Source organism: Flavobacterium sp. ENC (assembly GCF_020991415.1).
GTDB lineage: Bacteria > Bacteroidota > Bacteroidia > Flavobacteriales > Flavobacteriaceae > Flavobacterium.
Genome location: NZ_JAJMOY010000001.1, coordinates 196,188 through 215,483 on the forward strand (window position 1 = coordinate 196,188; position 19,296 = coordinate 215,483).

The 19,296-nt window shown below is 37.4% G+C and carries 11 protein-coding genes and 1 riboswitch; of the genes, 1 reads left to right on the forward strand and 10 read right to left on the reverse strand.

Annotation, left to right across the window (positions count from 1 at the left end; all coding sequences use genetic code 11):
* Positions 1-5: 5 nt before the first annotated feature.
* The 7 genes from thrA to LPB89_RS00820 form a co-directional block, all read right to left on the reverse strand.
* Positions 6-2,420, reverse strand: a complete 2,415-nt coding sequence (thrA, locus tag LPB89_RS00790; RefSeq protein ID WP_230699840.1) for a bifunctional aspartate kinase/homoserine dehydrogenase I — start codon at positions 2,418-2,420, stop codon at positions 6-8.
* A gap of 1 nt (position 2,421) precedes the next feature.
* Positions 2,422-3,405 carry an alpha/beta fold hydrolase gene (locus LPB89_RS00795; RefSeq protein WP_230699841.1) on the reverse strand — a complete coding sequence of 328 codons (984 nt, stop codon included), beginning with the start codon at positions 3,403-3,405 and terminating at the stop codon, positions 2,422-2,424.
* Positions 3,406-3,482: 77 nt separating this feature from the next.
* Positions 3,483-3,591: riboswitch (SAM riboswitch) on the reverse strand.
* A 187-nt stretch (positions 3,592-3,778) separates the two neighbouring features.
* The gene (locus LPB89_RS00800) at positions 3,779-3,982 is read right to left on the reverse strand and encodes a hypothetical protein (RefSeq protein ID WP_230699842.1); all 204 of its coding nucleotides are present in this window, start codon (positions 3,980-3,982) and stop codon (positions 3,779-3,781) included.
* 639 nt (positions 3,983-4,621) lie between these two features.
* Complete coding sequence (locus LPB89_RS00805; RefSeq protein WP_230699843.1) at positions 4,622-5,710, reverse strand: aspartate kinase; 1,089 nt, start codon at positions 5,708-5,710, stop codon at positions 4,622-4,624.
* A 216-nt stretch (positions 5,711-5,926) separates the two neighbouring features.
* Positions 5,927-7,228 carry an O-acetylhomoserine aminocarboxypropyltransferase/cysteine synthase family protein gene (locus LPB89_RS00810; protein ID WP_230699844.1) on the reverse strand — a complete coding sequence of 434 codons (1,302 nt, stop codon included), beginning with the start codon at positions 7,226-7,228 and terminating at the stop codon, positions 5,927-5,929.
* 53 nt (positions 7,229-7,281) lie between these two features.
* Complete coding sequence (locus tag LPB89_RS00815) at positions 7,282-7,464, reverse strand: hypothetical protein (protein WP_230699845.1); 183 nt, start codon at positions 7,462-7,464, stop codon at positions 7,282-7,284.
* Positions 7,465-7,848: 384 nt separating this feature from the next.
* Positions 7,849-10,695 carry a TonB-dependent siderophore receptor gene (locus LPB89_RS00820; protein ID WP_230699846.1) on the reverse strand — a complete coding sequence of 949 codons (2,847 nt, stop codon included), beginning with the start codon at positions 10,693-10,695 and terminating at the stop codon, positions 7,849-7,851.
* Between the two features lie 538 nt (positions 10,696-11,233).
* Between LPB89_RS00820 and metK the strand changes: the two genes are divergently transcribed.
* Positions 11,234-12,484: a methionine adenosyltransferase gene (gene metK, locus LPB89_RS00825; RefSeq protein ID WP_127337849.1), complete on the forward strand. Its 1,251-nt coding sequence runs from the start codon at positions 11,234-11,236 to the stop codon at positions 12,482-12,484.
* A 147-nt stretch (positions 12,485-12,631) separates the two neighbouring features.
* Here metK and LPB89_RS00830 read toward each other — a convergent pair whose 3' ends face one another.
* From LPB89_RS00830 to LPB89_RS00840, 3 genes are all read right to left on the reverse strand, one after another.
* A complete protein-coding gene (locus LPB89_RS00830) occupies positions 12,632-14,098 on the reverse strand; it encodes a M28 family peptidase (protein WP_230699847.1) in 1,467 nt (488 codons plus the stop codon).
* Positions 14,099-14,236: 138 nt separating this feature from the next.
* Positions 14,237-16,480 carry a CDC27 family protein gene (locus LPB89_RS00835; RefSeq protein WP_230699848.1) on the reverse strand — a complete coding sequence of 748 codons (2,244 nt, stop codon included), beginning with the start codon at positions 16,478-16,480 and terminating at the stop codon, positions 14,237-14,239.
* Between the two features lie 94 nt (positions 16,481-16,574).
* Positions 16,575-19,262, reverse strand: a complete 2,688-nt coding sequence (locus LPB89_RS00840; protein ID WP_230699849.1) for a carboxypeptidase-like regulatory domain-containing protein — start codon at positions 19,260-19,262, stop codon at positions 16,575-16,577.
* Between the last annotated feature and the right edge of the window lie 34 nt (positions 19,263-19,296).

Consider the following 19,296-nt stretch of genomic DNA (forward strand, 5'->3'; position numbering starts at 1 on the left):
AATTGCTATTCTTTATCTGACAATCTCAAAATATCCCCGAAAACACCTCTCGCCGTAACCGCTGAACCTGCACCGGCTCCCTGAATTACGATTGGTCGGTCTCCGTAAGATTCTGTGTAAATTTCAAAGAAAGAATCAGAACCTTTCAGTCCGCCTAAAGCAGTGTCTGAAGGAACAGAAACTAATTTGACTTCCAGAATTCCTTTGTCGTTTTGCAAATCACCGGACAATTCGCCTATGTATCGCAATACGTGATTTGGTTTTTGATCGGCTTTTATCTTTTCATAAACCGGATCAAATTCTTTTAATTTAGTCAGGAAATCAGAAACATTTCCGTCTCTTAAATGTTCCGGAATCAGGTTTTGAATTGAAATTTCTTCAAACTCATTTTGCAGATCCAGTTCCCTGGCCAGAATCAATAATTTTCTTCCCACGTCATTTCCGCCTAAATCTTCGCGCGGGTCAGGTTCTGTATAGCCATTATCAATTGCTTCCTGTAAAATCTGGCTAAAAGGAGCATCTTTTGCAGAGAAATTATTGAACAAGTAACTCAGGGTTCCGGAGAAAACGCCTTTTATTTTGGTGATGTTTTCACCGGAAAGATGTAATAGTTTTATCGTATCAATTAAAGGCAATCCCGCACCAACATTGGTTTCGTACAGGTAATTCTTCTGGTTCTCCGCCAATGATTTTCTCAGTTCCTTATAAAAACCATAACTTAAAGTATTGGCTACTTTATTGGATGAAATCAGGTCGAAACTGCTTTCAATCAGTGAAATATAATTTTCTACAAAAGTGGCACTTGCCGTATTATCAATTGCAATTAAGTTTTCAAGGTGGTGCTCGTTCGCGTAGGCGATCACATCGTCTATCGTATAGGCAATTCCGTTATTCTGAATTTCATTTTTCCAATCTGAAGTTACGCCTTTTTTGTTTAAAATTACTTTTTTGGAATTCGCAATAGCAAAAACATTCAGTTTAATTCCTTTACGTTTTTCAATAGCTGTAGTGGATTCTAATATCTGATTGATTAAAGTTCCCCCCACTAATCCATGACCAAAAATCGCAATGTTTATCTTTTTGGAAACTCCGAAGATTTCTCCGTGAATTACACTTAGCGCTCTGTTCAGTTCTGATTTCTTAACCACCAAACTCACGTTTTTACCGGTAACGGTGTTGTTGAAGAGTATCGGAACAATTTTATTTTTAATTAATGCGGTGTAGGGTTTATGAAACGTACTCAGATCCTGTCCGATAATCGAAATCACCGAAACATGGTCTGTTACCGTAATCTGATTTACATCTTTGGAATAAAAGTCATTTTCGAACTCTTTTTCTAATTCTACCATAGCAGTGGTCGCTTTGTCAGTGGCCACCACCAGCCCGATTCCTCTTTCGGAAGAACCCTGCGAAATGATACTTACACTGATATTATGATCCCCCATTACTTTAAAAATACGGGCATCAACACCTGCTTTTCCTAATAACCCGCGGCCTTCCAGATTTACCAGCGAAACATTTTCAAGTACAGAAAGTGTTTTAATTCCTTCTTTCGTCGCATCAGAAGTAATTAATGTCCCTCTGTTTTCGTGATTGAACGTATTTAAAATTCGCAACGGAATATTTTTCTCCAGTAACGGAATTATCGTTTTTGCATGCAGAATGGTGGCTCCGAAATTGGCCAGCTCATTGGCTTCATTAAAAGACAAATATTCGATTTTTTTTGCATCGGCCACCAAATCAGGGTTTGCTGTGTAAATTCCGTCAACGTGCGTGAAGTTCTGAAGCTCTTCTGCATTTAAATAATTGGCAATTAGCGAAGCGGTATAATTACTTCCGTTTCTGCCTAAAGTAGTAGTGTCGTTGTTGTTATTGGAACCAATGAAACCAGTAACAATGTTTACAGTTTCTCCATTATGCTCTTTAAAATAATTGACAACATTTTTTTTGGAAAGCTGTTCTAAAGGCTGTGCATCACCAAATTTTGAATCGGTTTTCAGCAATTCCCGGGTGTCTACGAAATTGGCAGGAATCCCTTTTTCAAGTAAAATGGCGGTCAGTAATTTAGCCGATAGCAATTCGCCTTTGGATAAAATCTGATCTTTGATTTTGTTACTGTAATCTCCAATTAAGCTGACTCCTTCAAAAAGTTTGTCCAGAATATTAAATTCTTCCGATAAATCAACCTGTGGATAATCTGAAATCTGATAGGTTTTAAAACTTTCCAATAAGGGTTTGTAATTTCCGTTTTTAGAGGCAATTTTTAAAATATCTTCCAATTCATCAGTAGCATTTCCGCGGGCAGAAACGACAACGGCAATTTTCTCGCCCTGATTTATTTTTTCTGTAATAATCGAAACAACTTTGTTAAGTCCTTCTCCGTTTGATAACGATCTGCCTCCAAATTTTAATACTTTCATTTTATCTTTTTATTGTTTCTGCCTTAAAAATATCGGCAAGTAAATGGTCTAGTTGTTTGTACTCGATTAAAAAAGCGTCATGTCCGTGTACGGAATCTATTTCGCTGTAATATACATTGTCTTTGATTTTTTTTAATTCCTGATACGTTTCGCGGTTTTCCTTTGGTGTAAAAAACAAGTCTGAATTGATTCCTATAATATGAATGGCAGCAGTTGTTTTGGACAGCAATGTTTCGAAATCGGCAGTGTTTCTGGTAATATCTATGGTTTTAAGCAATTGATTCATCAGTTTGTATGATGATAATTGATACCTCTTTTGTAATTTTTCCCCGTGATGTGCCAGCCAGCTTTCTATGTTAAAAATCGCAAGGTTATTATTGACCGTACGCTGGAATTTTTCTTTGAATGATTCCGGGGATCTGTAACACAACATCGCATGAATTCGGGCGTCTTCTATGGGACGTGAAGAATTATTCAGGATTTGTTCCTGTAAATAACAGTTTGCAATCATCCAGTCTGTAGATTTCCAGTCTGTTGCAATCGGTATTAAATTTTGTGTAATGTCAGGTTGCAGTGCCAGCATTTCCCACGCAATTCCGCCTCCGACAGAACCACCGATGATGGTATGAACCTGTTCGGTTTGTAGAAGTTCAAGTCCTTGTATAAAAATCCGGGCAATATCCCTGGTGGTAAAATCCTGATAGTTTTCAATGATAAAAGAATCCGTTCCGTTACCCGGAACATTAAAGGCCAGCACGGTATAAATAGTGGTATCTATCGTTTTATCCGGTCCGATTAAGTCATTCCACCATCCGTTTTCACCGGTAACCTCAGCATTTCCTGTCAGGGCATGATTAACCAGAACCACGGGTGCGCTATATAATGGCTGGCCGGCAATGGTAAAACTTAAGGGTAACGAAGGGTAAACCGCACCATTTTCTGTGGTGAAATTCTGAATGTTTATAGGGTTTGGTATATTTTCCAATTTCAAATCTGTTGTATTATTGATTTGTATGAGGAAATATTAGAAAGAAAGCCCGGACGGAACCAGACAAATTCTTGTTGTTATCTTTCCACGTTTGGGCGTGGTAGAATGCAGCACCTTCTTCGAATTAACGAAGGGTTGCTAAGGATTCATCGGGTCTAATCCCTCGTCCTTTCTTTATAACATTTCAATACGTTTCTGAACTTAACGGTGCAAATTAACTACTATTTTCTTAAACAAGCAAATTTATCTGAATTGATTCTTCAATTTCCTGAATATAATTCAATTCAAAACTACTGTACGCAAAAAATCACCGAACAGTACGCCCAGTAAAATTAAGCGGGATTCCCCCTATCTGATGGTACTTTCCGATTTAAATGAAAAGTGTCTCATTTTCTTTAGAATACATCAAAAACAATAATGAATTTGGTGCTTTTTTTTCTGCGTTTTTATCTGTTTCCGTGATTCCAAAGCTTGGATGAGCCAATTCATTTAATGGCGGCGGCGGATTGTTTCTTTTTGCTCTAAGGCTTTTCAATGCAGAAAATTTCTTTGTAAGGAAGTTAAATGTGCTCATGATATTTAAGTTTAAGTAAGTTATCGTATTTTATCTTTATTATTTGTTTATTTAATTGTTACCCGACCAAAAGGAATAAAAAAACCCTTTTGGATCGAAATACCAAAAGGGTTTAAGTTTTTTACAACTTATATATTCTTTTAGTATCAACAGACGCATGCACAAATACGTGCGACGTTAAACATCTTGTTCATCTGTAGGGACTTGTTCATCTGTGAATTATTTGTTATTTTAAAAAATTTCTGCATTTGTATAAATTTAAAAAGCCTCTCAAAAATTTTGGGAGGCTTTGCTATATTTTTATTGTTTTTACAATTTTAAGCAATAAGCATCCCAACGGTTTTAACCGAAATGGCACAAAACATTTTGTAGACATTTAAATTTAAATCCATTTGATTTAGTAGCTTTTGGGTTTAACAAATATGCAAATATTATTTTAAATACACAAATAATAATGAAGAATTTAATTACAAAAATCGTTAAAAAACATTCTTTTAACGTTAAAAATCATCCTACAAATAACAATTTTCACTATAAATAAGTTAAAACCTACAATTAAATACTTTTCTCTTTCTAATTTATCCTCTCAAATCAGTTTATCAAAGAACATTTTTAAATTATTTACTCATTATGAGCATTTTACAACCAAACCGCTTCTTTATTTTTAATTTTCTCGGCTACTTTTAAAATATCCGTGATAATTCCGCGGGAGATGGCCTGCTTACAAGCTGAAGCACTTTTGATTACAATCGGGACATCTGCATACGACTGTGTAAAAATTTCAAAAATCGTATCCGATCCTTTCAATTGTCCAATTGCCGATGTTGCCGGTTCTGAAACTAACTTTACTTCCAGTGTGTTTTTCTGAACATCAAATTCACCTACATATCGAAGCACGTGGTTATCGGCCTGGGTGATTTTGGCGATCTTGAAGGACCTGTCAATGGCATCCTTATTAAGTGTCCCGTTTTTCTCCAGATGCTCTTCTTTTAGTAATGAAGTGATTTTTATGTCCGAAAGCTCGAAATCTTTCCCAATTTCCCTTGTCAGAATCAGTAATTTTCGCGCCGTATCATTTCCCGATAAATCCTCCCTGAAGGTAGAACGCATGAAGCCCAGAAGACTGGCATCTTTCAAAACAGCAGAAAAAGTAGTTTCATCTGAGGAAAAACGATTGAAAACATAACTGAGATTATCTGAAAAAACACCTCTTATTTTAGTGATTTTTTCTCCCGAATAATACAAATCCCTCAATGTCTGTAAAATCGGAAACCCTGTATCAACCGAAGTTTCGTATAAAAACTCTTTATCGTACTTTTTAAGATTCTCCCTTATTTCTTTATAAAGTCCAATGGGTAAGGTATTGGCTTTTTTATTTACCGCAACAATATTAAAACCGTTCTGAATTAAGGTATTGTAATGACTGATCAGCTGATCGCTCGCCGTGGCATCTACCGCAATTAGATTTTCAAATTCATTTTCTTTGGCAAATTCAACAATGTCCTCTACCCTAAAAGGCACTGCCAGTTGAACAAAATTGGTTTCCCAGGCATATCCCACGCCTTCTTTCTCAAAAAAAGCCACGGTTGAATTCGTGATAATCGGAAAATGAAAATCAATGTTTTTGTTCTGAAGAAAAAACTCCTGACTTTCGATAATCTGATTGATTAAAGTGCTTCCGATATTACCGATTCCGAAAAGGATGATATTTATTCTAAGCTTTGACATAATTTTAATTTTTAAAAACCATTTTAGGTTAAGTAAACCAATACGTATGATAAGTTCAGTTAAGTAAAGCAAGCCCAGTTTTAAATGAACTTATCATACTTACAGGGTTTAAAATTTTATTTTTCAAACCTTTATGATGAACGTTTTTTATAAAAAATCACCTCTAGCAAAACTCACATTGCTAAAGGCAATTTTTCAAACAAAAAACAAAAAAACCTAATTTTTAATACTGTATTGCGATTGCGTAACGCTTGCAAAAACAGTCTGCAGATCGGCAATTAAATCCTCGATGTCCTCGATTCCGACAGAAAGACGAACCAAATCTTTAGAAACTCCCGTCTCTAATTGTTCCGCATCTGTCAATTGCTGATGTGTAGTGCTTGCCGGATGAATAATGAGTGATTTGGTATCACCGATATTGGCCAAAAGAGAGAAAATTTTAGTTTCGTCCACTACTTTTTTAGCAGCATCAAAACCCCCTTTTAATCCGAAAGTGATAATTCCGCTTTGTCCTTCGGGAAGATATTCCTGGGCCAGATCAAAATATTTGTTGGATTTCAGTCCCGGATAGTTAACCCAGACCACTTCGTCCTGTTTCTCTAACCATTCGGCCAAAGCCAGGGCATTTTCGCTGTGTTTCTTAATGCGGATGGGCAATGTTTCTAATCCCTGAATGATCTGGAAGGCATTAAACGGACTCAAAGCCGAACCAAAATCACGCAGCCCTTCTATTCGTGCTTTTGCAATAAAAGCCGCATTTCCTAACGCTTCGTGGTACACCAGCCCGTGATATCCTGCTGAAGGTTCTGTAAATTCAGGGAATTTTCCGTTAGACCAGTCAAAAGTTCCGGCATCAATAATGACACCTCCTAATGAGGTTCCGTTTCCTGAAATATATTTAGTCAAAGAATGAATAACGATGTTTGCCCCGTATTCGATTGGTTTCAGCAAATAAGGAGTGGCCACGGTATTGTCTACAATAAAAGGTACTTTGAAAGCTTTGGCTTCTGCTGATATCGCTTTCAGATCCAGTACATCCAATTTTGGATTCCCTAAGGATTCTACAAAGAAGGCCCTGGTATTTTCTTTTGCCGCTTTGGTGAAGTTTTTGGCATCGGACGGATCAACAAATGTTGTTGTGATTCCTAGTCTCGGCAGAGTCACTTTTAATAAATTATAGGTTCCTCCATACAAACTATTTGATGCTACAATATGATCGCCTGCTTTTAGCAAAGTGAGAAAAGTGGTTGCAATTGCTGAGGCTCCGGAAGCAGTAACAACCGCTGCAATTCCGCCCTCAAGCGCTGCCAGTCGTTGCTCTAAAATATCATTTGTCGGATTGTTTAAGCGGGTGTAGATAAATCCGGCTTCGGCAAGACCAAATAAATTGGCGGCATGATCTGAATTATTAAATACATAAGAGGAGGTCTGATAGATAGGCACTGCTCTGGTTCCGCCATTTTTAGTAACATCGTGTCCTGCGTGCAGTGCGTTTGTTGCAAATTTTTGTGTGCTCATGATTTCGTATTTTTATATTGTTAAATCGTATGTTGACTTGTGATTGGTTTATTTTAATTCGAAGATTTTCCTCCCAGTTCATAAATTTGAAACAGTACTGACTTCTGGTTTCTTAAAGAAGACTCTTCACGGCGTGGCGTTTTTACTGTTTGTGTATTTTTTACTGAATTGATGTTTTGTGAATCGGTATCCGATAACCACTGTATTGTTGCTGAATTTCTATTGGTTGTTTTCATGAGTATATATTTTTTTTTAAATGTTGAAATAAAAAAACCCTTTTAGCTGGCTGACCAAAAGGGTTTATAGTTTTAACTATAACAAAGATTTATCTTTCACTTTTGGCAACAGCAGATCGGGGCGCATTTACGCATCATACAACATATCATCATTTTATCTGCAATTGTTTTCATTTTAGAAATTGTATTAATTTATAATCAGTCATTCTTTAATTCTACTAATTTGATAGAGTAAATATAATAACTATTTCCTAACCACCAAACAGAAATGTATAATTTAACATTTAAAAAAGAATTCAGCATTGAAAATTCTTTTGAAATCCTTTGTAAACCCCTTTCAAATAAGGCTTTGCACTATTTTGACGGGAAAGAGATTTTTTTTGCTTAAAATTTAAAACTCAGACGTGCAAAACCAAATCTTCCGTTTAATCCGAATTGGGAAACCGCTCTCGAATACGCAAACTGATTGGCATTCGTTAAATCTGCGCTTGGAGCGGGTGACAATGTCGGCGTTGTGTTTGTAAAGGCCGGAGTAGACGGATTATTTCGATCCGGATAAACATCTCCTATATTATTAACCCCAAGCGTTACCCTGAATTTTTCACTGATCTGATATCCAAAAGATAAATCGGTTACAATTTTGGCGCTGTATTCCGGATGCTCGTACACGGAAGAGAATCCGTCTAAGTTTACATCTGTTGCTCCGGGATCGGTCACTTTTCCGAAATAACTGTTTCTTAAATAAATATCCAGTTTTTTGATATTGAAAGTCGTTGTTAAATTAGCTTTCAGTTTCGGAATGGCTTCTTCTAAATAAACCCTGCTGGATTCCGGAAAAAAGGAATATTTAAAAGGTTCTCCGCCGGCATCAAGAATAGACTGCGGCACATTTAAATCGCCTACTCTTTTCGTTTCATTATAACTGATGGCAAAATCATTTCTGATGGTGAAATCCCGGATCACATCATATTTCTGGGAAATGACCACATCTACTCCTTTTGTCTCCGAGTTGATTCCGTTGGTCCAGAAAGAGGCTCTTTCCACCCCTTTCAAATCAAAGGCTTCCTGGAATAAGGTCAAGGCTTCTGCCTGTTCCGGAGATGTTGCCCCGCCAATTTGCGCATCTGTCGGTCTTGAATATTGCCCCGTTAAAACAATCCTGTCATCGATTCTTGTAAAATAGGCATCTGTAGCAATCGTAATATTGGCATCGGGAATTTTGAATGTAAAACCTGTACTTATACTTTTAGATTTCTCCGGTTTCAAATTTTCTACGCCAATACTTTTTGCCGCATCGGAGTCGTTTGTAAAATAACCTACCTGATAAGGCGATCCGTTAATAAACTGAGTAGAACTGGCTTCGAAATATTTTTGCTGCAACGATGGCGCCCTGAATCCGGTTTGTCCGGAAACTCTCCAATTGATGAAGTCATTTAATTTTAAAAGAGAAGCCAGTTTAAAAATCACTGTATTTCCAAAATCTGAATAGTTCTCAAAGCGTGCTGCTCCGTTTAAAAGCCAGTTTTCTGTCGGGTTAAGTTCTAAATCGACATAAGCCGCAACGCTTTTTCTGTCTTTTTCTTTAGCATCTGCAGGCTGAAAACCTGAAAATCCCTGCGCTCCCGCTCCACGCTTGTTACCGAAGAAATCCGTCACAATTAATGGTGAGGTTGTTGGCAGTGTACCGGGAACGAAATTCCCGTTTACATCATATAATCCGTAAGAGGCTTGTTCTCCTGCTTTGATCTGGTAATTTTCATATCTGAATTCCCCGCCAAAGGCAACGTTCAGACCTTCTAAAACATCTAATTTCTTTGTGAAATCCAGGTTGGTGGTACTCTGTAAAAATGAAACTTTACCGGCATCAAAACTAGTGGGTGATGCGGTTCCCAAAGTGGCATTGATCGTGTTGTTGACTCCATATTTAAAAGAGTTCGTTCCAAGATTTGAACTGATATCGGTATCAAATCCGAACAACTGCGTGGTCACTCCTACTGCCGCGGAAGCATCCAGAATGTCTGATTCTATTTCCGGTAAAAATCCGTTAGAATACACTTGCGTGAAAGTTCCGGAACCGTTTGGAAGCCTGTTGAAAGCATACGATTTTCCGTTTCTGTATGAAACGCCCCCAAAAGAATACAGTGATGTAAGCGCTGTTAAAGGATATTTCGCATTATAATACAATTGTCCCGCAGCCAGTTCTGACTGGCCAACGCTCATATTATAGTCGCTTCTTTGCTGGCCTCTATAGTTCAGTTCGTTATTGGTCACATCAAAATTTAATGCCGTCTGAATCTGGGCAATTGTAGATGCGGAAGCAATAGCGGTCTGCTGTGCCGGCGTAAAATAACTCACCTGAGGGGCGTACTGCTGCAGAGTGCTTATAATCTGAGCCGAATTGGGTGTTGTGTTAATGTTGGTGAACAAAGAATTCACCTGCACTCCATTTTGAGCCGCCCTGTTTTCTACCGCATTGTAGGCATTAAAAATAGCATTATTCCTGATACCGGCTCGGCTTGTGGCCTGCCTGGTAACAGCGCTTCCCGTAAAATTCAGGTAACTTCCTGCTTTGCCCAAAGAGGTTCCGTAGTTTAAATCTACCTGCAGCGATTGCCCGTCACTTCCGCCTTCAAAATTATTCGAACCGGAGGATAAATTCGCTCCATACTGGATATCGCCTGAAACATATTTGGCATTCTTTTTCAGTACAATATTAATGACTCCGGCAATAGCATCAGAACCATATTGCGCGGCAGCTCCGTCTCTTAAAACTTCAATTCGTTCAATCGCATAAGACGGAATCGCGTTTAAATCGGTACCCACAGAACCCCTTCCCGGAGATCCGTTTATATTTACCAGAGCACTGGTGTGTCTTCTTTTTCCGTTGACCAGAATTAAAACCTGATCGGGTCCCAACCCTCTTAGTTGTGCCGGATCAACGTGGTCTGTCCCGTCTGCGGTAGAGGTTGGATTACTGGTAAAAGACGGTGCTACATAATTTAAGATTTGCGTTACGCTTGTTTGCGGAGCGCCTTTGGTTATTTCTGAAATATTAAATACATCAACAGGAACGGGCACATCTGTTTTTACCCTGTTTTTACTTCTGGAACCTACGATGGTCACTTCAGACAATTCGTTGTTTTGTAAACTGTCCTTTTCTGTTTTATTGTCTTGCGCATACAATCCGGAGAATGCAGCTAAGCCAAAAAGCACTATTAATTTATTTTTCATCTTATTTAATTGGATATTATTATTCAGGTTTATAATTAGTTTTACTTATTTCTTTCTTACACTTTCGGGCAAAAAAAAACCTCTGCAGCTGGCAGAGGTTCTTTGTTTATAGTTTAAAAAATAATCTACAATAGTCTCTCTGCGGAAGTTTCCGGCATCATACAAGACATATTCTTAGAGATTGATTTCATTTTTTCTTACATTTTCTTCCGGCAAATTTGAGAACTTTTTTTGAAACCGCCAAAGAAAACTTAAAAATATTTCTATTACCCTATCAAAGTAGTATGTTATGTTAAATTTATCTGTATTAAAATAAAAAAACCATCAGTTTAATTTGCAAATCAAAATGGTTTTATACCTTTGCACGCGAATACAGAGGAAAAATTTGAACTGATTGCAACCTCTTCATAATGAAATGGTTCGTTATGAATACTGAAACGTTTTTGTTTCGGTAGTAAAAAATGCTAAAGCAGACATTCTCCTTTAGCCTTTTTTAGCAATTTTTTTACCTCGCTTAATTTTAATTTAATAAATTATTATGGCTTATTTATTTACGTCAGAATCTGTTAGTGAAGGGCATCCAGACAAAGTTGCAGATCAAATTTCGGATGCATTAATCGACAACTTTCTGGCATTTGATGCTAACTCAAAAGTAGCATGTGAAACTTTAGTTACAACGGGTCAGGTAATTTTGGCCGGTGAAGTAAAATCAAATACCTATCTGGATGTTCAGCAAATTGCTCGTGAGGTAATCCGTAAAATCGGTTACACTAAAAGTGAATATATGTTTGAAGCGAATTCTTGTGGAATTCTTTCGGCTATTCACGAACAGTCTGCCGATATTAATCAGGGTGTTGACAGAGCCAAACCAGAAGAACAAGGTGCAGGAGATCAGGGAATGATGTTTGGTTACGCCACTAACGAAACCGAAAACTACATGCCACTGGCACTTGATTTATCTCATAAACTATTACAGGAATTAGCGATCTTAAGACGCGAAAACAAAGAAATCACGTATTTGCGTCCTGATGCAAAATCGCAGGTTACTTTAGAATATAGTGATGACAATAAGCCAACACGTATTGATGCGATCGTAATTTCGACTCAACACGATGATTTTGAGGAAGAAGCTACTATGCTGGCTAAAATCAAAAAAGACATTATCGAGATTTTGATTCCTAGAATCATTGCTAAAAACCCGGCTCACGCTCATTTATTCAATGATAAAATTCAATATCACATTAACCCAACAGGAAAATTCGTTATCGGAGGACCTCACGGAGATACTGGTTTAACAGGAAGAAAAATTATCGTGGATACTTACGGTGGAAAAGGTGCTCACGGTGGTGGGGCTTTCTCCGGAAAAGACCCGAGTAAAGTAGACAGAAGTGCGGCCTACGCTACCCGTCATATCGCTAAAAACTTAGTGGCTGCAGGTGTTGCTGACGAAATCTTAGTACAGGTTTCTTACGCAATTGGAGTAGCTGAACCAATGGGTATCTTTATCGATACTTACGGAACTTCTAAAGTGAACTTAACAAACGGCGAAATCGCTAAAAAAGTAGAAGCGATCTTTGATATGCGTCCTTACTTCATCGAACAACGTTTGAAATTAAGAAACCCTATTTACAGCGAAACGGCTGCTTACGGACACATGGGACGTACGCCGGAAGTGGTAACGAAAACTTTTTCTGCTCCGGGAGGACATGTAAAAACCGTTACTGTTGAGTTATTTACCTGGGAAAAACTTGATTTCGTAGATAAAGTAAAAGCTGAATTTGGATTGTAAATTTAGATTCTTAGACTGTCTTAGATTCTTAGACTGTCTTAGATTTTTAGATTGTTAGATTTTTTGAAAATCTTTACTCTTAAACATAAAAAGCCTGATTTCTAATTTTTAGAAATCGGGCTTTTATTTTATGAATTGAAAGCGACTTTATCTTTCCAGTTTCACGTTCGGTAATGTTTTAGGACGAGCGACATCGTTCGATAAAATCCAGCCTGTGCGGTACATCCACTCGGTCATTTTATGCAGTTTTACGTAATCGATATTCTCCGATTCATCCATTGGGGTGTGGTACTGGCTGTGCAGCACACTGGTAAAGAACACAGACGGAATTCCCCTGCGCGCATAGGGCAAATGGTCGGAACGGAAGTAAAAATATTCCGGATGCTCCGGCCTGTCCCAGAGTTTATCCAGATCAAATTTTGGACCTTCATCGTTGGCTCTTTTAGCAATAGCCACTAAGTCTGAGGAGTTTTCGTGAGGCGAACTGGATCCTAATAAAGCCGCCTGATTGACGTTGTTTCTTCCAATCATATCTCCGTTTAATACCGCAACAATGTCTTTCTCGGGAACGGTTGCATGTGCGGCGTACCATCTGGATCCTAACAAACCACGCTCTTCAGAACCGTGAAATACAAACAAGGCGGTTCTTTTTCCGGGTTGTTTTTTATACGCTCTTGCAATCGCCAGCATCGCCACACAGGTACTGGCGTTATCGTCGGCTCCATTGTAAATCGAATCCTGACCGTATTTTTGTCGTATCCCGTCATGATCCTGATGTCCGCTAAAAAGAACGTATTCGTTTTTCAGTTTAGGATCTGTCCCTTCTATTTTCCCTACAACATTTACCGAAGGATATTTATACGTCTCCGAAACTACTTCTGCTGACAAAAGGTCTTTTGTACTTTTCAGGTATTCCAGCTGATCGCCATGTACCCAGAAAACAGGCATTGTAGTGCCAATTTTATCACGAAAACCTTCTATTCCGTAAATACCTCTTGTCATTTGCGGTTCTACCTGTGACCAGCTTTGTTCTGCTAATTCATCGGCTACAAAAATGACGGCTGCGGCTCCTTTTTTAACCAATACATCATAATATTTTGTTCGTACAAGACCCGGATAACGTCTGTCAAAAAGCGAAATATCGTCTGCAATTCCTTCTTTCGAAGCTAACAGAATAACGGCTTTTCCTTTAAGGTCCGCTTTTTCAATGTCTTCTTTTGTTGCTGCTCCTAAATATACTAATGGCGCCTCAACTTTGGTATTTGTGGTTTCTGCTACCAGGACTTCTTTCCACAGTTTAAATTCTTTTTGTCCTATTTTAAATTTCGTATTTGCCGTCACCTGATGCCTGTACATATCAAAAAACTGAAAATAGGTCCCGTCGTCACCCACAGGAGACATTCCGGCTTCTTTCGCTTTATTGGCCAGCCACATCGATACTTTTAATTCATCTAGTGTTCCGGCTTCACGTCCGTTAAAGTGGTCACCGGCCATCTGGTACATATCGGTCCTAAGGTCTTTTTCAGTAATTGCCGTAACTAAAGGTTTTTTGATGGTCTGGGAGAAAGCAATTCCTCCACAAATTATCAAACCTAAGATCATTTTGTTTTTCATATGGTTTCATTTACTCTTTCAAACTTACTAATTTAAAGCCAAAAAAGAACTCCGCATACTGAAATTGCAAAATATAAGCACTAAAAAAAAGCCTTTGATATAGTTTCAAAGGCTTTCTAATTTTAATCAGTTTTGTTTTTAGTACGTTCCGTTTTGCATTTTTTCCAGTACTTCTTTCATATCATTTAATGTATCCGGTTCATAAACAGTAGCGGAATATTGCAATGCTTTTTTCTGTAATTCGATTGCTTTCTCTTTTTGGCCGTCTTTGTAATACAGCTGTGCCAGCGTATCTAAATAATACGGATTGTTTTTCGTCACCACCAGGCTGTATTCCGACCATACAATTGCTGATTTAATAAAAGCCGCATTTGCAGGTTTCTCTACCACAGACCATGCTGCTGTATTGGCTAAATTAGAGTGGTATTCCTTAAATGAATTCCATCCATCATAAGAATACTCGGAATTAGCGTCGATTGTCGCAAACAATTGATCTAAGGTCTCAATTACATTTCCTTTCTCCGGAGCTAAATAGGTATTAAAGTAGGTACTGAATTCTTTGAGAAAGGCAGTATTATCGGCACTTTCCTCTGTATCCTGACTCAGATAGGCAAAATAATTTTTATAACATTCAAAACCGCCTTTTCCAATCGCAATTAATTTTTTATAGATTGAGATTATCTTATTTTTATTTGCCGTTCCTTCAACACCTTCCTGCGAAACATAGCTGTTTATTTGCAAAGCAGATGAAATATCAGCGCTTAAGCTAGTAACATTCGTAGCCGGTACAGCCGGATCAACAGCTTCTGTTTTTGCCTTTTCAATAGCGTCGTAATGTTTGATTAAATAATCTATAGAAAGAAAATCCGTATCATTCAAAACACGGTCTTCTTTGAAAAACTGTTTAGAAAAGCCCTGGTTTTTAATTTCTTTCAAAATGGTTTCTACCAAAAGCATATTGGGTTTCGTATCTTTTTGATGGGCTTCTATTAATTTTTTCCAGGTCTGCATCACCTCTTTTTTATCTAAGGCCACTTTTGGCAGTTTAAAATCTGCTGCATTGTTTTCTGCAACAACAGCGACATCATAATCCGCTTCATAATCGTAAGGCAATTCGAGTACCGCCGCCCTGTTAAAAGTGGCAATTAGCTCTGCATCTGTAGTTTTTTTATTTTTTACTATTTTATTAAAAGAACTGAAAGCATTGACACGCTGTACTTTTTTACAAAAATCATCATAGTAATTGAATTTGGATTTTTGATCATTTAACGTTGACTTCGCAGTGGTCAGAACGTCTCCGTCCCCATTTAAAATAATGACACCTGGGTTATCATTAATTTTGTTGGCCTTCAGCCATTTTTTATCGTCGGCAGTCGCCAGATAATAATTAAAGATATCATATTGTGGATCATAAACATCATACATATTGTAACCCACCTGAACTTCCTGTTCTTTTACAAAAGCATCAAAATCAGCTTTTGCAGTTGCATTTTTACTGTCCGCATACACTACCAGAAATTTTGTATTTGCCTTTTTAGTTGCTGCAATTGCCTCTTTTAAGGTGTTTTCAATCTTCAATTTAAAATTAATTTTAGGAGAAGTATAAGCACTATCAACAGTAACTACCGTGCTGTCGACAGCTACGCTGTAATCGTCAGTCCCCGCAACATCTTTCCCGGGATATGTCCAGTTTGAAATAGTTTGTTTTTCAATCGCAGTCACATTGGAAGTCGTTACAGGCTGGGTTTCTTTATCACTTAAAAAAAGAATCGGGTCTTTTCCTCCGGGTCCAAAAATTTTGAGGTTATTTGTTTTCTGATCGTATACGCCTGAAATATTTAGATCCCCTAAAACGTCCAACTCGTATTTAATAGTTATTTCTGAAACATCTTTTGGCAAAGCATATTTATAAAGCTTAGAGTCTGTTTCATATCCTTCCAAAACCAGATACAGGTAATCTGCGCGGTCAATTTCGAATGCTACGTCTATATTTTTCCAATCGGGATCTTCCTTGGTTTTTATATCTGACAGTTTTTGATACTGTACTGCTTCAGATCCTTTTTGGGTACCTATATAAAATGCATTATAAGATGGATCTAAGAATTTAATTTTAATTTTTTTTGCTTTTTTATCACTTGCAAAAGTTAAATCGAAGGTATTATCTGTTTTTTTATTTTGAGAAAATAATAATGAATCGCCTTTGATCTTGTAATCGCCGGAATAAAATACGAGCTCGTATTTACCGTCATCTAATAAATTTAATTTGATTTTTTGTCCTTTGTTTGTTGAGATATAAGTTCCTTTTTCAATACTTTTTGTCTGAGAAAAAGAAACCGATAGTAAACAAAAAAACGCGGAGAAACTCCATATAAAATTGCGCATGCTTAGCTTTTTTGGTTGTTAATACTAAACACAAAGATATTTTATTCTGATCACAAATGACCCAACAAATATTTAATTTTTAGTAATCAAAATACTATAAGTTATATTTCATCGAAAAGATGATGTAGCGTGGCTGAACGGTGTATTGTGACACTCTTGTAGAAAACTGGGAAAAGTTTTCATCGTTAAGATACCTTGTATTTAAAAGGTTTGTCGCGGCAATTTTATATTCCCACTTGCTGTCTTTTTTTTGGTAAATTAAGCTGGCGCTTAAAAAATCATATTCATTGTCCACTGTTTTGCCTGAATTGTAGTAATGATAAAATTCATACTCTGAAACAAATGCAAAACTTTCTAAAAAGTAATAATCCAATCGCGCAAAAGGCTTATCGGTATAAAATGTAGAACCGCTGTATTGATTGATCAGAGCATTATAACCAAATTCGATGTTCGGCAGGTTCTTATAATTTGTGGAAGCTTTTATGGTATAACTTTGACTAAAACTTTCCGTTGTGGCCGATTTATTATTTTGAATATTATTGAATTTAGACCAATTTAAAGTGGCGTTTACAGAAGCTTTATAGTTTTTGAGAAAGGATCGCCCGTAATTTCCCATCCCCGAAAAAGTTTCATCGGCAAGGTTAGAATTATAAGGCACAGAAGACTGGTTGATTCCGGTAAAATCTGCTTCTGTTTTTATGGCATCTACTTTTTTAGTATAGGTAGCGTTTGCAAAAATATTCTCAAAATTGAACATATTGTATTTAAAATAGCGCAGCGAATGGACCTGAGAAGTCGCATTTTCCAAAGAACGATCTCCGCGAAACAAACTGCTGTAATCTGATATTACATAACCCGCAGCCAATTGGTTAATATCGGTAAAATCATTGGAAAGCGAAAAATTATACGTTAACGATTCTGATTTTTTGATTTGGTATAAGGCAAAAAAGTCCGGCAGTACTTTTGTGAAATTCTGTGAATAACCGGTTTCCAGCTGGGTATTTTTCATTCCGTACGAATGCAGACTAATTCCGGGAGTCAAAGTGAATTTCCCTGCCAGTATTTTATAATGAAAGCCTAAAAACGAATCATTAAAATTATAATTTACCTGATTGTTATTTTTGGAATCATTCAGGTCATTTTTAGCTCCGTTATCTAACATCTGAAAAATATGGGAGTTAAAATCCTGATACGAATAGGTATTGCCCAAAGTAATATTGACATTACTTTTTGGCGTAACCATATAGTAATAATCCAGCTTAGCATCTATTTTGTTGGTTTTCACAAAGCGATCCTGGTTCAGGTCATTTCTGGCCTGATTTAGGTCGTAACCGGACAAAACAAATGGTCTGGATTGCAGATTCGCATTATAAAACGGGTTCTCCTCCTGATACAAATGCTGCATTTCAAAGGCAAAAATATTTTTATCGCTTTGCGTATAATACAAACTCAAATTCTGATTGATGGAAGTTGGATCCTGTTTTTTATGGGTAAAGATTGTTTCTGTTGCCGCAATAGTATTTACAACCGACTCACGGAGTAAATCAGTATCTTCATCCTGTTTCGATAATTTGGTCAGGATATCATAATCAAACTGAAATTTTTCGTTTGGCTTGTAGCTGGAGCTTAGTTTAAACAGTCCCAAATCGTTCTTCTGATGCGTTACCTCGTCTCTTTTTTGCTGGTCTCCGGATTCTAAAATAGTGGTTTGTGATTTGGTCTCCAAATCTGTCTTTGAGGATGAAAGGATTCCGAAACCGCTAATATTCCATTCTTTGGTCACCGAATAGGCAAAGTTGGTCGCACCGAATTTGGTTTCAATTTCCTTCGCGCGATTGTTTCTTAAAATCGAAATCCCCAAATCGTTTGATGACACATTAAAATTACTGCCGCCTTTTTTCATCATATTCTTAAACCCTCCGCTGAACTTAAAATAATCCTGAGCCGTCAGTGGCAGTTCGCCGATATTATTAAAATTGCTGATTAGGTTAATGCTGTATTTCGGACTGTAATAAAATAACTTGGGATTTATAATATACCGGCTGTCCAGTTCCCCGACTCCGGTTCCGGCTGTCATGTCTCCAAACCAGAAGTTCTTTTTCCCTTCTTTCAGCTTAATGTTCATCGCCACATTATCCTGATCATTTTCCAGCCCTTTCAAAGCGCCGACTTCGTTATAATTTCGCAAAACCTGAACTTTGTCGATGGCATCCGCCGGAATATTTTTGACGCCTAATTTGGTATCCCCGTCAAAAAAATCTTTGCCTTCCACCATCAATTTCGAGACTTTTTTTCCTTCAACTTCTATTTCTCCGTCGGCATTTACCTCAACACCGGGCAGTTTTTTAAGAATATCTTCGAGTTTCTTTTCCGTTCCGGATTTAAACGAATCGGCATTATACACAATGGTATCGCCTTTTATCGAAACAGGCATTTCGCGTACAATTTCAACATCATCTAGTTCAATTCCGGATCCGTCCATTACAATATTCTGAACCATATTTGCGGTTTGCGTCGCAATTGTAATTTCCTTGGATTTCATTCCGAGGTAACTCACCTTAATGACATAAGAACTGTTAGGCTTCAGGGTTAACTGAAACTTGCCTTTGTCATTGGTAATGCCATACGAATCCATTGCTTTTGTGGCAGAATTTACAGCCATAATATTGGCCATTTCCAACGGATTTTTCTGATCGTCCTGAATAAAACCATCAAAACGGACGCTTTGCGAAAATGAAATACAGGTAAACAGAAAGGCGCAGAAACAAAGTATTTTGTTCATGAAGATAGAATTAGAATAAGTAATTTACGGGAAA